Annotated in this window: 10 protein-coding genes and 1 pseudogene; 7 read left to right on the plus strand and 4 right to left on the minus strand. The window is 73.3% G+C overall.

Translation table 11 applies throughout. The features are described from left to right. Positions 1 to 40 precede the first annotated feature (40 nt). Both MILUP08_RS36825 and MILUP08_RS37440 read left to right on the plus strand, forming a co-directional pair. Positions 41 to 1,408, plus strand: a pseudogene (locus MILUP08_RS36825) (choice-of-anchor A family protein); the annotation flags it as partial. Between the two features lie 51 nt (positions 1,409 to 1,459). Next, positions 1,460 to 4,879, plus strand: coding sequence for a DUF7507 domain-containing protein (locus MILUP08_RS37440; RefSeq protein WP_420329275.1), 3,420 nt, complete (start codon positions 1,460 to 1,462; stop codon positions 4,877 to 4,879). A gap of 134 nt (positions 4,880 to 5,013) precedes the next feature. Here MILUP08_RS37440 and MILUP08_RS20545 read toward each other — a convergent pair whose 3' ends face one another. Further along, positions 5,014 to 5,607 (minus strand): helix-turn-helix domain-containing protein, encoded by a 594-nt coding sequence (locus MILUP08_RS20545; RefSeq protein ID WP_039906346.1) that lies wholly within the window; start codon positions 5,605 to 5,607, stop codon positions 5,014 to 5,016. 74 nt (positions 5,608 to 5,681) lie between these two features. On the opposite strand from MILUP08_RS20545, the gene MILUP08_RS20550 reads away from it, so the two are divergent. From MILUP08_RS20550 to MILUP08_RS20565, 4 genes are all read left to right on the plus strand, one after another. Beyond that, entirely contained in the window at positions 5,682 to 7,244 is a 1,563-nt protein-coding gene (locus MILUP08_RS20550) for an FAD-dependent oxidoreductase (RefSeq protein ID WP_007461103.1), read from the plus strand. A gap of 210 nt (positions 7,245 to 7,454) precedes the next feature. After that, complete coding sequence (locus tag MILUP08_RS20555) at positions 7,455 to 9,254, plus strand: coiled-coil domain-containing protein (RefSeq protein ID WP_007461105.1); 1,800 nt, start codon at positions 7,455 to 7,457, stop codon at positions 9,252 to 9,254. Between the two features lie 155 nt (positions 9,255 to 9,409). Next, on the plus strand, positions 9,410 to 10,186 hold the full coding sequence (locus MILUP08_RS20560; protein ID WP_007461107.1) for a methyltransferase domain-containing protein: 777 nt from the start codon (positions 9,410 to 9,412) through the stop codon (positions 10,184 to 10,186). Positions 10,187 to 10,366: 180 nt separating this feature from the next. Continuing rightward, complete coding sequence (locus MILUP08_RS20565) at positions 10,367 to 11,761, plus strand: dihydrolipoyl dehydrogenase family protein (protein ID WP_007461109.1); 1,395 nt, start codon at positions 10,367 to 10,369, stop codon at positions 11,759 to 11,761. A gap of 43 nt (positions 11,762 to 11,804) precedes the next feature. On the opposite strand, the gene MILUP08_RS20570 is transcribed toward MILUP08_RS20565, so the two are convergent. From MILUP08_RS20570 to MILUP08_RS20580, 3 genes are all read right to left on the minus strand, one after another. Beyond that, positions 11,805 to 12,572: a hypothetical protein gene (locus MILUP08_RS20570; protein ID WP_007461112.1), complete on the minus strand. Its 768-nt coding sequence runs from the start codon at positions 12,570 to 12,572 to the stop codon at positions 11,805 to 11,807. Between the two features lie 100 nt (positions 12,573 to 12,672). After that, positions 12,673 to 14,052 carry a hypothetical protein gene (locus tag MILUP08_RS20575; RefSeq protein WP_007461114.1) on the minus strand — a complete coding sequence of 460 codons (1,380 nt, stop codon included), beginning with the start codon at positions 14,050 to 14,052 and terminating at the stop codon, positions 12,673 to 12,675. Positions 14,053 to 14,057: 5 nt separating this feature from the next. Then, entirely contained in the window at positions 14,058 to 14,543 is a 486-nt protein-coding gene (locus MILUP08_RS20580) for a hypothetical protein (RefSeq protein ID WP_007461117.1), read from the minus strand. 153 nt (positions 14,544 to 14,696) lie between these two features. Here MILUP08_RS20580 and MILUP08_RS20585 point away from each other — a divergent pair, with 153 nt between their 5' ends. Continuing rightward, a complete protein-coding gene (locus MILUP08_RS20585) occupies positions 14,697 to 15,479 on the plus strand; it encodes a copper resistance protein CopC (protein ID WP_051065765.1) in 783 nt (260 codons plus the stop codon). The last annotated feature ends 96 nt before the right edge of the window (positions 15,480 to 15,575 follow it).

The raw sequence follows: 15,575 nt of genomic DNA on the forward strand, positions 1-15,575 counted from the left end.
CGCTACGCTCCCCTGGCACATCGGACACAACGGGGGCGTGATGAGGATTTCTTCGTGGGGTAGCCGCAGGACGCGCGCGGCGGCGCTGACCGCCGTCGGCGCCATCCTGGCGGTCAACGCTCTGCTGGCGCCGACGCCGGCCGAGCCCCTGCCGAATCGGGTGCTGACCGCGGCCGAGGACGTCGGGCCGGTGGACCCGGTCGCCGAGGCGCTGAGCTTCGGGGTCATGACCGAGGGCGACGCCAACGTCGTCAGCGACGAGAACGAGGGCACCCTCGCCGTCGGCGGAAACCTCACCTTCGGCAACTACCAACTCGCCGGGGCGACCGCCGGGTCGTTCGTCGTACCCGGTGACGCCCGACCGAGCGCCCTCGTCGTCGGCGGACGCGTGAACTTCGCCGGCAGCGTCGGCGGCACCCGTCTCCAGGTGCTCTCCAGCGGATACGCCAAGGTGGGCGACCTGACCGGCACCTTCGTGCGTGACACCGACAACAACGGTGCCCAGGTCAACACGCGGATCCTGCCGTCGGACAACTACGACGCGGCACCCCGGGTGGAGCTGGTCACCCGGCAGCCCGTCCCCAGCGTCGGGCCCACCTCGCCGATCAACTTCGCGGGCGCCTTCGCCGCCTTCCGCGACACGACCGCCGGCCTGGCCACCTGCGACAACACGGTGGTGCTCCGGACCCCGAACGGCGACGTCATCCCCCGGCCGATCCCCGCGGGCAGCAACGCCGTGGTCACCCTCACCCCGGGCGTGACGAACGTGCTGAACCTGACCGCGGCCGACCTCGCCAACATTCAGACGCTCACCTTCGCCAGCCAGCCCACCGCCAGCACCCCGCTGCTGGTCAACGTGGACACCACAGGCGTCGGCAACACCTTCGACTGGACCGCCCCGAACTTCTCCGGCATCGGCGGCACGCAGGCCCGCTACGTCCTGTTCAACTTCCCGACCGCCACCGCGCTCACCCTCACGACGGGCGCCGCCACGGTCGAGGGCACCATCTACGCCCCCAACGCCAGCCTCACCGACCTCTCGGCCAGCAACACCGAGGGCAGCGTGATCACCCGTACGCTTGACCACCGCGGCGGTGAGATCCACTACTTCCCGTTCAGCACCACGCTGTCCTGCGCGGGCGCGAGCCCGGCCGGCATCGATCTGATCAAGGCGTCGACCACCACGGTGATCACGACCGTCGGCCAGCAGGTGCCGTACTCGTTCCACGTGGTCAACACCGGCGGCGTCCCGCTCACCGCCATCTCGGTCACCGACCAGCAGACCCCGCCCTCGTCGAACACCAACCTCGGCCCCATCACCTGCCTGGCCACCACTCTCGCGCCGGGCACGCGAACGGCGTGCACCGCCACCTACACGGTCACCCAGGCGGACCTCGACAACGGCGGTGTCACGAACGTCGGCACCGCCCAGGGCTCCCCACCCACCGGCCCGCCGGTGGTGTCCGATCCGGACACCCTGACCATTCCGGCGCAGTCGCTCACCGCCGCCATCACCGTCGTGAAGTCGTCGACCACCACGTCCATCACCTCGGTGGGGCAGCAGGTGCCCTACCGGTACCTGGTCGCCAACACCGGGGGCCTGACCCTCACCAACGTCGGCGTCACCGACGTGCAGACGCCGCCGTCGTCCAATGCCAACCTCGGCCCGATCACCTGCGTCGCCACCACCCTCGCGCCGGGCGCGACCACCACCTGCACCGCCACGTACACCGTCACCCAGGCCGACCTCGACAACGACCGGGTCGCCGACACCGCCACCGCCCGGGGTACGCCACCCACCGGGCCCCCGGTCACCTCGCCGCCGTCCACGCTGACCATCCCGGCGGCAGGGCTGATCCCGTCGATCACGGTGACGAAGACCTCCACCACCGCCTCGATCACGACCGTCGGGCAGCAGGTGCCGTACTCGTTCCACGTGGTCAACACCGGCGGGCTCACCCTGACCAACGTCAACGTCACGGACGTGCAGGCGCCGCCCTCGTCCAACGACAATCTCGGCCCGATCACCTGCGCCGCCACCACCCTCGCGCCGGGCGCGCGGACCGCGTGCACCGCCACCTACACCGTCACCCAGGCCGACCTCGACAACGACCAGGTCACCAACACCGCCACCGCACACGGCACCCCGCCCGGGGGTACGCCTGTGGACTCGCCGCCCTCCACGCTGACCCTGCCGGAGACCGGCCTGGTCGCCGCGATCGCGGTACTCAAGACGTCCACCACCGTCACGATCACGACCGCCGGGCAGCAGGTGCCGTACTCGTTCCACGTGGTCAACACCGGCGGGCTCACCCTGACCAACGTCGGCGTCACCGACGTGCAGACTCCGCCGTCGTCGAACGACAACCTCGGCCCGATCACCTGCGCCGCCACCACTCTCGCCCCCGGCGTGGAGACGGCGTGCACCGCCACCTACACGGTCACCCAGGCCGACCTGGACCTCGGCGCCGTACGTGACACCGCGACCGCGCACGGCACCCCGCCCGGCGGGGGAACGCCCGTCCAGTCGAATCCGTCGACGCTGACGATCCCGGGCGACGCGCCCTCCCCGGCCATCGCGCTTGTGAAGTCGTCCACGAGCGCGACCATCAGCTCGGTGGGCCAGCAGGTGCCCTACCGGTTCCTGGTCGCCAACACCGGCGGCGTGACGCTGAACAACATCAACGTCACCGACGTGCAGGACCCGCCGTCCTCGAACGCGAACCTCGGGCCGATCACCTGCCCGCAGACCACGCTCGCGCCCGGCGAGACCACCGCGTGCACGGCCACCTACACCGTCACCCAGGCCGACCTGGACCATGACGAACTGACCGACATCGCCACCGCGCACGGCACCCCGACGGGGACCGAGGAGCCGGTGGACTCGAACCAGGTCGTGCTGACCATCCCGGCGGCCGACGTCACGCCGTCGCTCTCGGTCATCAAGTCGTCCACCACCACGACGATCACCACGGTCGGGCAGCAGGTCCCCTACCAGTTCCTCGCGATCAACACCGGTGGCGTCACGCTTACCAACGTCAACGTCACAGACGTGCAGGCGCCGCCGTCGTCCAACGCCAACCTCGGGCCGATCACCTGCCCGCAGACCACGCTCGCGCCGGGTGGGTCCACCGCCTGCACGGCCACCTACACCGTCACCCAGGCCGACCTCGACAACAACGCGGTCACCGACACCGCCACCGCGCACGGCACGCCGCCGGGCACCGAGACGCCCGTGAACTCGCCGCCGTCCACACTGACGATCCCCGAGTCCGGGCTGGTCGCCGCGATCTCGGTGGTCAAGGTCTCCGACGTCACCACGATCGGTGCCGTCGGGCAGCAGGTGCCCTACCGGTTCCACGTCGTCAACACCGGCGGGCTCACCCTGACCAGCGTGAATGTCACAGACGTCCAGGCGCCGCCCTCGTCCAACGCCAACCTCGGGCCGATCACCTGCGCGACGACCACCCTCGCGCCGGGTGAGTCCACCGCCTGCACGGCCACCTACACCGTCACCCAGGCCGACCTGGACAACAACGGGGTCACCGACACCGCCACCGCGCACGGCACCCCACCCGGGGGTACGCCGGTGAACTCACCGCCCTCGACGTTGACCATTCCCCAGGCGGGGCTCGTCGCCGACATCGACGTGATCAAGTCGTCGACCACTGTGGCGATCACCGCGGCGGGCCAGCAGGTGCCGTACACCTTCCTGGTGGTCAACACCGGCGGCCTCACGCTGACCGGGGTGACAGTCAACGACACCGTGCTGCCGCCGTCCGAGCGGGGCGAGCTCGGCGAGATCACCTGCGGCCCGCAGAACATCCCGAACGGCGAGGTGACCCTGACGCCGGGTGCCTCCATCCAGTGCCGGACGACCTACACCGTGACCGAGGAGGAATTCGCCGGCTCGTCGCTGCGCAACGTCGCCACCGCCACCGGCACGCCACCGTTCGGGTCGCCGCCGGTCTCACCGCCCTCCCCGTTGGACATCCCGATCCCGCATCCGTCGATCTCCATCACCAAGTCGGTCACACCCACAGTGGTGTCGACGTCCGGTGACGTGGTCACGTACCGGTTCGTGGTGACCAACACCGGCAACACCCCGCTCAGCGCGGTGACTGTCGACGAGACGGAGTTCTCCGGAACCGGCACGCCCGGGGCGATCACGTGCGGCACCCCGCCGGTCGCCAACGGCAGCGTCGCCCTGCCCGCCGGCGCGAGCACCACCTGCACGTCGACCTACGCCGTCACCGCGGCGGACATCGACGCCGGCACGATCACGAACACGGCCGTGGCGGCCGGCACGCCGCCGACCGTCCCCGGCCAACAACCACCGACGCCGGTACGCTCCGGACCGGCCACCGCCGAGGTCACGGCGACCCGGGGCGCTGCCATCACGGTGGTGAAGTCCAGCAGCACCGAGAAGATCACCCGCCCGGGTCAGCAGGTGCCGTTCCAGTTCGTGGTCACCAACACCGGACGCGTGACGCTTACCGACGTGACGGTCACCGACACCCTCACGGCACCGGCGTTGCCGGCCAACCTCGGCCCGATCACCTGCGGCCCGGAGCGGACACCCAACGGCGCGGTCACCCTGGCCGCCGGTGCCGCCGTCACCTGTGCGACGACGTACACGGTCAGCAAGGCCGACCACCACCACGGTTCGCTGCGCAACAGCGCGACGGCGACCGGCACGCCGCCCGACGGCCCCGCGCCGGTGGCGCCGGAGTCCACCATCACCATCCCGGTGAAGGGGAAGCTGCCGGTGACCGGCACGTCGTTCCCGATCGGCGGCTGGATGACGGCCGGAGTGCTGGCAGTGCTCCTCGGCGCCGCGTTGCTGCTGGTCGTGCGGCAGCGGAGACTCCGCGCCTAGCGCGGAACGAGCGCGAGGGTCGGACCGGAGGGGAACCGGTCCGGCCCTCGCGGCACGTCACCACCAGGCCCGCAGCGATGCTCGACCCCAGGGGGCTCAGCCGGGGAATTCGTCCACGCCTCGACGGCCCCGCTCTACCCCCGGTCGGGCGTGGCGGGGCGGGCGCGGACGTGCAGCCGCTCCCCCTGCGGTCCGAAGAGACTGAGCGCCTCGGCGGTGCCGGGGCCGGGATTCAGGACGAGGTGCGGGACGCGGGTGTCGAACTCGGCCACCTCCCCGGGCGTCAGGACGATGTCGCGGTCACCGAGCAGCAGGCGCAGCCGGCCCGAGAGCACGTAGAGCCACTCGTACCCCTCATGGGCTTGTGGGGTACGCCCCCCGGCGGACGGGTCCGGCGGGAAGATCTGCTTGAACGCCTGGAGGCCGCCCGGTCGGCGGGTCAGCGGCAGATACGTCACGCCGTGCATGACGATCGGTTTGGGGCGTACCCGGGGGTCGCCGGTGGCCGGGGCGTCCACCAGCTCGTCCAGCGCCACCTGGTACGCCCGCGCGAGCGGGAGCAGCAGTTCCAGGGTGGGCCGGCGGGTGCCGGACTCCAGCCGGGACAGGGTGCTCACCGAGATGCCGGTCAGCTCGGCGAGCTGGGTCAGCGTGGTGCCGCGCTGGTGGCGCAGGGCGCGCAGCCGGGGGCCGACCGCCGCCAGCGCGGCACTGTCCTCGTTTGCCATAACGGCAAGGATAGTTGCCATCGGTGCGGCGGCGACGGATGGTGGGCTCAGCCGACAAGTAGGGGGACATCCCGGTGGACGAGACATATGACGTGGTGGTGGTGGGCGGCGGCGCGGCCGGGCTCAGTGGGGCCCTGGCGCTGAGCCGGGCTCGCCGGTCGGTGCTGGTGATCGACTCCGGCGAGCCGCGCAACGCGCCGGCCGACCACGTGCACAACTACCTGGGCCGGGAGGGGACGCCGCCGGGCGAGCTGCTCGCTGCCGGACGCGCCGAGGTGACCGGGTACGGCGGGCAGTTCCGCGCCGGCCGGGTGCGGGCCGCCAGCCGGGACGGCGACGGCTTCCGCCTCACCCTCGACGACGGGGGTTCGGTGCGTGCCCGTCGCATGCTGGTGGCCACCGGGCTGACCGACGAGCTGCCCGACGTGCCCGGGGTGGCGCAGCGGTGGGGCCGTGACGTGCTGCACTGCCCGTACTGCCACGGCTGGGAGGTGCGCGACCGGCGGGTCGGTGTGCTGGCGACCGGACCGATGTCGGTGCACCAGGCCGAGATGTGGCGGCAGTGGACCTCCGACGTGCTGCTCCTGCTGCACGACGCGCCGACCCCGGACGAGGAGACCGCCGAGCGGCTCGCCGCAAGGGGCATCGCGGTGGTGCCCGGCCCGGTCGCCGCGCTGGAGGTGGACGGGGACGCGCTCAGCGGAGTACGGCTGGCCGACGGCCGGGTGGTGGCCCTCGACGCGGTAGTCGTCGGAACTCGCACGGCGCCCCGCGCCGACCTGCTGGTGGGGCTGGGCCTGGCCCCCGAGGAGGTGACGATGGGTGGGCACGTGATCGGCACCCAGATCCCGGCCGACGCGACAGGCGCGACGACCGTGCCGGGCGTCTGGGTGGCCGGCAATGTGGCCGACCTGCGGGGCCAGGTCATCACCTCCGCCGCCGCCGGCCTCACCGCCGCGGCGGCGATGAACGCCGACCTCATCGCCGAGGACACCCGCGACGCGGTGACCGCGTACCGGCAGTTGGTGGCCACGACCTTCGAGGAGCCGGCGTGGGAGGAGCGGTACCAGGCCAAGCCGGCGGTGTGGAGTGGCAACCCGAACCCCCAACTGGTCGCCGAGGCCGCCGACCTGGCCCCCGGCCGGGCCCTGGACGTGGGCAGCGGTGAGGGCGCCGACGCGGTGTGGCTGGCCGAGCGCGGCTGGCGGGTGACGGCGGTGGACATCTCGACCACCGCGTTGACCCGGGCCGCCGAGCACGCCGAGGCCGCCGGGGTCGCGGACCGGATCGAGTTCACGCACGTCGACCTGCGCGACAAGCCGCCCGCCGAGGAGGCGTACGACCTGGTGTCGGCGCAGTTCATGCACCTGCCCCCGACGGCCCGGCGGGAGTTGTTCGCCCGGCTGGCCGACGCGGTGGCCCCGGGCGGCGTGCTGCTGATCGTCGGGCACCACCCGTCGGACCTGTGGACGTCGGGGCACCGGATGCACATGCCGGACATGATGTACACCGCCGAGGACGTGGCGGCCTCGCTGGACCCGAGCCGGTGGGACGTGCTCACCACCGACACCCGCGCCCGCCCCGGCCCGCACGACGTCGTCCACCACGACGCGGTCCTGCTGGCTCGCCGCCGCTGAACCGGTCGATCGTGGAGTCGTGGCGAATGACAAGAGCCGCGGATCAGGTCCTTCCGGACACCACGGCTCCACGATCGACCACCGTGTGGTGCGCAGGCGGGACGGGCCTTCGCACGGGGGTGGGCTCGGCGGTAGCGTTGCGCCACACTACGGCCCGCAGGGGCGGTCGACCGCCGGCCCTGACGCCCCCGATCGTACGGAGGATGGTGCATGTCCATCGGCGCTGAGCCGCTCGCAGCACGCGACGACGCGGCCTCGCGGCCGAGCTTCGAGCTCGCCCTGCGCGGCTACGACAAACGCCAGGTGGACCGGCACCTGGAGCAGCTCGACGGCCAGATCGCGATGCTCAGCGGCGAGCACGGGCGATCCGCCGTGCGGGTTCGTGAGCTGACCGCCGAGGTGCAGCGGCTGCGTGCCGAGCTTGCCGAGCTGCACGAGCAGCCGGTGCAGGTGGACCGCGCCTCCTTTCAGGATCTGGGCCCGATGGTCGGTGAGATCCTGACCCTCGCCGAGAAGCAGGCCGCGCTCATCACCGAGTCGGCCAGCGACCGGGCCAACGAACTGCGCACCGAGGCGGAGCGGATCCTCGTCGACACCCGCGAGCGGGCCGCGCAGGCACGCCAGGACCTGTCGGAGGAGCTGGCCGCGCGGCGCAGCGAGCAGGAGCAGGCGTACGAGGAACGGCGCGCGGTGGCCGAGGCGGAGCTGACCGCGATCCGGGAGCGCGCCGAGCAGTTGCGCGCCGACGGCGAGGCTGCGCACGAGCGCGCCCAGCACGAGGCGAAGCGCATCACCGAGCAGAGCGCGCAGCAGCTCAACCAGACCCGGGTGGCCGCCGACGCCCTGATGAAGTCGGCCCGCACCCAGATCCAGCAGGAGGTCCAGGCGGCCCGGGCCAAGAACCAGCAGGAGATGGCCCAGTGGCAGGCCGGGGTGGAACGCGAGGTCGCCGAGCGGCGCAGCGCCGCCGAGCAGGAGATCGCCGAGTTGCAGGCGGCGGCGGAGGAGGAGCTGGCCGAGCAGCGCAGCTCCACCGAGCAGCAGATCGCCGCGCTGCTGGCCGAGGCGCAGCAGCACGTGACCGAGCTGCGTAACCGGGCCGACGAGCAGGCGGCCAGCCACCGGGAGCAGCTGACCGCGCTCCAGCGGGACATCGAGGAGCGCCGGCAGGAGTCGGCCCAGCTGCACGCCGAGTTGGAGACCGCCCAGCAGCAGCTCGCCGAGGTCCGCCAGGAGGGCGAGACCCTGGAGAACGAGCTGTCCCGCTTCCAGCAGCGGCTGAGCGAGGTGCGGCGGGACCTGACCGCCGAGGCGACCCGGTTGGACGAGGCCCGACGGGCCGGGGATTCCGCCGAGCGGCACGCGAAGGAGGTACGCGCCCGGGTGCAGCGGGAGGCGAAGCGGGTGGCCGACCTGGCCGCCGCCGCCGTGATGGCCGCCGCGGCCGGCGGTACGGAGACCGCCGAGTACCCGATGGTCGGCCACCGGTCGAGCCCCGCCCGCGGCGGTGTCGAACTGCTCTCCGTCGACCGGCCCGCGAGCGACCGCGCGGACGCCGACCGGGCCGACGCCGAGCGCACCGACGCCGTCCGGGCTGCTGCCGACCGCGCCGATGCCATCCGGGCTGACGCCGACCGGGCTGACGCCGACCGGGCTGACGCCGACGACACCCGGGCCGACCAGTCCCCGGCTGAGGCCGAGCGCGGTGAGGCCACGCATGCCGAGGCCGAGCACGCCCGGGCTGAGGCCGAGCACACCGATGCCACGCACACCGAACGCGCCGGCAGCCACCACGCCGACGCCGACCACGCCGGTGGTGAGCACGCCGCCGAGGGCGAACGTCCGGGTGTGCCCATGCGGTACCCGGCGGAGCCGACCGATCGGACGGGCACGTCGCCGATCCCCACCACCGACGCCGAGCGGATCTTCACGCGGCCCGACGCCCCGACGCCCGTACCGTTCCTGGCCTTCGGGCAGCCGGTCAGCGACAACGGCACCGCCCGGCACTGACCTCGTTGCGGCCGACCCGGGCCCGGGCGCGTGCGCGCGGGCCCGGGGCCACGGTCTGGCCGGCCCGTCGGCGACGGCGGGCGTCGGAGCACCCCTGCACCGAATCTGCGCATCGTGTTCGCGGTACGCCCACAACCCGGTGTTTGGATGGGCGGATGAGCCCGGTCAGGATCACGTCCCCCACCGCCGCCGACCAGATCGCGTACCTGGACACGGCGGCGGCCACCGCTGTCGGTCGCGACTACAAGGAGCGTGTCGTCGACGCTCTCGACCTGCGGCCGGGGCATGCGGTGGTGGACATCGGCTGCGGTCCCGGGACCGATCTCGGGCGGCTGGCCGACGCGGTCCGGGCCGGCGGTTTGGTTGTCGGCGTGGACCGTGACGCGCGGATGTTGGCGGAGGCCGCCCGGCGGCTGGCCGACCGGCCGGAGATCGACCTGCGCGCGGGCGATGCCCACGCGGTTCCGCTTGACGACACGAGCATGGACCGGGCCAGGATCGATCGGGTCCTCATGCACGTCGCGGATCCCGCGACGGTGCTGACGGAGGTACGTCGCGTGCTGCGCCCGGGCGGGGTGCTCGCGATGGCCGAGCCGGACTGGGACACCCTGGCGGTCGCCGACGAGGACGTACGGACGAGCCGCCGCTTCGCCCGGTTCGTCGCGGGGCGGGTGCGGAACCCGACGATCGGGCGGGAGCTGGTCCGGCTGTCGGCGCAGGCGGACCTGCGGGTGCGATCGGTCGAGGCGACAGCCGTCGTCTTCCGGGACTTCGACACGGCGGACCGGATCCTGGGACTGGAGCGCAATTCGGCCCGCGCCGTGGCCGCCGGCGAGCTGACCGACGCGGACGTCCAGCCGTGGCTGCGGCGTCTGACGGACGGTCCCCTGCTGGTCGGCTTCACCCTGTACCTGGTCACGGCCGAAGCCTGACCCCGCACGGCGGTCCCGACCGCGCACCGATCGCGGGGACGACGTACCCCCAAGGCGATTCTGTGCCGAACCTCCCCGGACGTCCGGTCGGAGCTGGCAGGCTGGGTTGGCCGGCACGCGCCGACGGCCGCCGGCCCGGACCGGTGGCCCAGGAGCGTCACGCGGCCGAGAGGAGCGCCCGTGACCGACCAAGCGGAGGACTACGACCTGCTCGTCGTGGGCGGCGGCAAGGCCGGCAAGACGCTGAGCATGAACGTCGCCCGGTCCGGCCGGCGGGTGGCGATGGTGGAACGCGGCATGATCGGCGGTAGCTGCATAAACGTCGCGTGCATCCCCACGAAGGCGCTGGTGACGAGCGCCCGGGCGGCCCGTCAACTGCGCCACGCCGCCGCGCTCGGCCTCGTGGTCGAGGGTGGTCGGGTCGACGTGGACCTGCTGCGGGCGCACAAGCAGGACGTCGTCGAGGGGATGGTCGCGGCCAACCGGCAGCAGTTCCTCGACTCGGGTCTGCACCTGGTGATCGGCGAGGCCCGGTTCGTGGCCGCGCGGACCGTGCGGGTGTCCCTGGCCGACGGTGGCGAACGGCTGCTGCGCGGCGACGACGTGGTCATCAACACGGGCACGCGGCCGTACCTGCCGTCCGTCCCCGGCATGACCGAGGCCGGGGTGCTGACGAGCGACGATCTGCTGCGCCTGGACCGGCTGCCGGCACGGCTGGTGGTGCTCGGCGGCGGCACCGTCGGGGTGGAGTTCGCGCAGATGTTCGCGTCGTTCGGCAGCGCGGTGACGGTGATCGAGGGCGGTCCCCAACTGCTCACCCGCGAGGACCCCGACATCGGCGACGCGATGATGCGGGTCTTCCTCGACGACGGCATCGACGTACGCGTCGGCGTGACTGTCGCCCGGGTCGACCGCGACGCCGACGGTACGGCCCGGATCACCCTCGACGACGGCAGCGTGGTGACCGGGGACGAGGTCCTCGTGGCGGCCGGCCGGGCGCCGGTCACCGCCGGGCTCGGGCTGGACACGGCAGGTGTCCGAATCAGCGACCGTGGCTTCGTGGTGGTCGACGAGTACCTGCGCACCAGCGCCGAGCGGACGTGGGCGGCCGGGGACGTCGCCGGCAGCCCGCAGTTCACCCACGCCTCGCTCGACGACTACCGGATCATCCGGGCGAACCTGGCCGGTGAGCGGCGCAGCACGGCGGGCCGGCTCATTCCGTACACCGTCTTCACCACCCCGGAGCTGGCGCGGGTCGGCCTCAGCGAGAGCGACGCGCGTCGCGCCGGGTACGACGTCGAGGTGGCCCAGCTGCCCGTCGCCGCGATCCCCCGGGCCCGCACCCTGCGTCAGACGCAGGGCATGTGGAAGGCGGTCATCGACGCCCGCACCGACCAGATCCTGGGCGCGGCGCTGCTCGGCCCGGAGGCGGGTGAGGTGATCACCTCGGTGCAGTTGGCCATGCTCGCCTCCATGCCGTGGACCGCGCTGCGGGACGCGGTCATCACGCATCCGACCATGGCCGAGGGCCTCAACCTGCTCTTCGCGTCGCTGAAGTCCCGCCCGGTGCGCTGAGCACGTCCCGCCCGGTGCGCTGAGCACGTCCCGCCGGGTGAGGTCAGCCGGCGATCTCGGCGCGTACCCGTTCCTGGAAGGCGCGGGCCTCGGCGCCGGTGGGTGGTGGCCCGCCGTGCCGCGCGGCGATCGCCCGGCGGATCACCTCGGCCGGGTCGCCGGTGTCGACGAGCCGCTGGCCGGCGGCCACCTTGGACAGCCACTGACCGTCGCGGTGACGCACCAGGGAACGGCAGGCACCGAGCACCGCGTCCTCCGCGCCGGGCGCGGGCCGGTCGCCCGGCGGCGTCGGCAGGGCCAGCCACCAGGTCAGCGCCTCGATCAGCAGACGGCGCAGGTCGGCCGGGGTGAGGTCGGCGAAGACCTCCGCCGCCGGTGGCCCGAGCAGCGCCATCCCGCTGCCGTGCAGGATGCTGCGGTCCAGCCCGTACCAGAACCGGCCGTCGGCCGGCGGGCGGTCGGCCGGGTCGAGGGTCTGGCGGAACGGCATCGCGCGCCCGGTGTTCAGCTCGACCTCGAAGCCGGGTTCGGGGCTGCCGGCCGCGGCCACCGCCCGCTGGTACACGACCAGTTCCAGGCCGCGCGCCGGGCAGGGCAGCGCCTCGTGCCGCAGCCGTGCCACAAGCGTCACCTTGGCGGCCTCGGTCAGCGGGCCGGCGCAGACCAGCGCCACGTCCACGTCGCTGCGGCCGGCCTGGTACGCGCCGAGCCCCACCGAGCCGGCCGCGTACGCGTCGACGAGGTCGCCGCCGAGCACGTCCCGGGCGGTGTCCACGAGGTCGTCGAGGTAGCGGCGAAGATCAGAGTCCACGCCCCATCCTCACCCGTGGACGCGGGCGCGTCGGCACCGGGCCGGCGGCCCCGACCGGCACCGGGCCCGGCGGTCCCTGACGGCACCGGGCCGGCGGCCCCTAGCCGGCGTAGAGCAGCAGGAGGCCGGCGACGGTGTACGCGACCATCAGCGCGAGCAGCGGAAGCTGACCGGCCACCGCCCGCGCCCGGGGGAACAGATACAGGGCGCGGTCGTGGGCGAGCAGGGTGCCGAGCAGGTGCCCGACGATGATGACGGTGATCTGCAGGTTGGCCACCCCGGACGGGGTGACGAGCGCGGTGTGCGGTTGCCAACCCGCCGTGCCGAACCAGTCCGCTCCGGTGTCGCGGGGGTCGGACAGCAGGGCGACGGTGCGCTGACCCTCCAGGATCAGCAGCGAGTAGTAGTGCGCCACCACGTAACCCACCGCGATCGGCACGATCGAGTGCGCCAGTTCGCTCGGCACCGACGGCGACTCGGCGTCACGATCCGCGGCACCGGCCGGCGCCGCGGCGTTCGACGGTCCGGCCCGGCCGACGCGGGCGGCGACGCCGGTGGCGACGAGGTACGCCACGGCGACGACACCGATGACCCCGACCAGTCCGGCGCTGCCGGTGACCGCCGGGGGCAGGCCGTTCTCCTGGGAGAAGCGCAGCCAGGCCGGCGCGTTGGAGAGGCTGTCGAACATGGTCGAGCCGAGCAGCACGATCACCACGGCGACGAGTCCGGGACGGGGCCGCAGGCCGGCGATCCCGTCGAGCGGGTTGCGCCACACCAGCACCCCGTCGGCGGCCCTGCCGATCGGGGCGAGCCGGCCGACGAGCGCGCTGTAGACCTCGAACGGGTCGGCCCGGTCGAACCAGCCGGCGCCGAACAGCGCGGCGCCGCCCAGCATGACCACGGCGTACCCGGCCAGCCACGCGGTGATGACCGGCAGGGTGGCCCGGTCCGGCGCGACGAGCTCCAGCCAGACGAACCCGAACAGGGTGAGCGCGGCCGGCCAGAGACCGAGGCCGGCGGGCAACTTCCGGACGCCGCGCGCCGGGTCGCGCCGCGCCGCCAGGGCGACGAGCAGATGCACCGTACGCAGCGGGTTGACCGCCCGCCAGACCGGGCCGAAGAGCAGCGAGACGGGTACCAGTCCGACCCAGAGGAGCACGTAGAGCGCGCCGGCCGTCGGATTGTCCGGGGTGTCGGGCCCACCGAACAGGCCCACGCAGAACCAGGCGGCGGCGAGCAGTCCCAGTCCGCGCAGCGCCCACCGGAACGCGGGAGCGTCGACGAGGCCGGCCAGCCGGTCCGGCACCGGCCGGCCACCGGCGGCGTCCCGGTCCAGGCGTGGCTCGCGCCAGAGCAGGCCCAGGGCGACGAACGTGACGACAAGGGTCAGGGCGGCGGCGACCACCAGTTCGGAAAGCGTGATCGGCAGGTCCTGACGGCCGCCGACGCCGTGCGCCAGCAGGGCGGGAGCGCCGGACATCGGGCTCAGCGGACGACGAGCTGGAACAACACCAGCTCGGTCTCGTGCGTCTCCACCTCGAACAGCCCGGTCTTCTCGGCCCGGAACTGCACCGAGCCGGGCGTACCGGCCGGCAGTCGGGCGCCCAGGTCGTAGCCGTGCACGTGCAGTTCGTCGACGACGTCCGAGGTGACCGTGATCCGGACCAGTTGGCCCTTGGCCACCGTCACCCGGCCGGTCGGCGGGTTGATCCGTCGCTTGGTGACGGTCACGGTGATCTCGCGGTCGACAGCGGGCGTGCTGGCGGTGGCGGCGGCAGTGGGGCTGTCCGCCGAGGCCGGCGCGGCGGCGGTGGTCGGTGCGGCGGCCGACGTCGGCGGTGTCGAGGGGGTGGCCACGGACGGGTCGTCGTCGTGCCCGCAGCCGGCGGTGAGCAGGGCGCTGAGCAGACCGGTGACGAGGAGGGTGGTGGGGATGGCGGTGCGGCGGGCACCGGGGGCGCGGACGAACACGGGCGGACTCCGAACGACGCGGGGGGACGGGGTGTCGAGCTGATCGTCGGAGGGTGAACTCTACGTCTTGTTCGGCGGTGGGGAAATGACCATGATGAACGAATGCGATCGAGGCTGGTCACTGTCTGTCACGTTGTGTGTCGTAGCGTCGTCGTGCTGGCTGCGCTGCTTCTGGTGTCGCTGGCGCTGCCCGCCGCCCCGGCGTCGGCGCACGGGCAGTTGGCGACCTCCACGCCGCTGACCGGCACCGTGGTTCGCAAGCCGCTGGCCCAGATCGGGTTGTACTTCACCGAGAAACCGGCCGCCAACGCGCACTTCACGGTCACCGGCCCGAACGGGTCACGGGTGGACAGCGGCTGGTCGTACGGCGAGCCGAAGCGGCTGGACAAGCCGGTCCAGGAGTACTTCATGGTCAACGGCGTCTTCGAGCCGCGGCTCTACCACACCGGCTTCCCCGCCATGGTCACCGTCGCGCACTGGCCGGCGAAGGGCCGCTACACCGCCACCTACCTCACGGTCGCCTCGGACGGCGAAGCGGTGCGGGGCAACGTCACCTTCGACTACCAGGGTCCGAGCACGGCGGCCCCGGCCGCCTGGACGGTGCCGACGAACGCCCCCGATCCGGCCCTGCTCGCCCAGGCCGAGGGCACCCCCTCGGCGTCGGCCGTGCCGTTGGCGACACTCGACCCGGCCGTCACCCCCGCGGCCGCTCCACCGGCGTCCCCGCCGGCCGGAGGGCTTCCGCCCTGGGTGGTGCCCGCCGGTGTCGTGCTGGTCGTCGGCGCCATCGTCGTGGTGGCGGCCCGCCGCCGACCGGCAGCACGCCCGTCCGGCGGCGCCACCCGTTCGCGCGGCGCAACCCCGCGTCCCCGCGGCGCGGCCTCTCGTCCCCGCGGCGGAACGGACCGGCGACCGGCGCGGCGCGGCCGCCGCTGAGTCTCCTCGGCGTACGCCCCGGGTCGGGGCGCGGGCCGACTTCTGTCCAGGAACGGCCGCCGGAGGGCGGTCGTAGCGTCCAGCGCGCTCGCTGCT

Source organism: Micromonospora lupini str. Lupac 08 (genome assembly GCF_000297395.2).
In the GTDB taxonomy this organism is placed as follows: Bacteria; Actinomycetota; Actinomycetes; order Mycobacteriales; family Micromonosporaceae; genus Micromonospora; species Micromonospora lupini.

Excerpts from the sequence above, each read along its gene's own strand:
- MILUP08_RS20560 (WP_007461107.1), top strand. The coding sequence starts at position 9,410 with ATGAGCCCGGTCAGGATCACGTCCCCCACCGCCGCCGACCAGATCGCG.
- MILUP08_RS20575 (WP_007461114.1), bottom strand. The coding sequence starts at position 14,052 with ATGTCCGGCGCTCCCGCCCTGCTGGCGCACGGCGTCGGCGGCCGTCAG.
- MILUP08_RS20555 (WP_007461105.1), top strand. The coding sequence starts at position 7,455 with ATGTCCATCGGCGCTGAGCCGCTCGCAGCACGCGACGACGCGGCCTCG.
- MILUP08_RS20545 (WP_039906346.1), bottom strand. The coding sequence starts at position 5,607 with ATGGCAAACGAGGACAGTGCCGCGCTGGCGGCGGTCGGCCCCCGGCTG.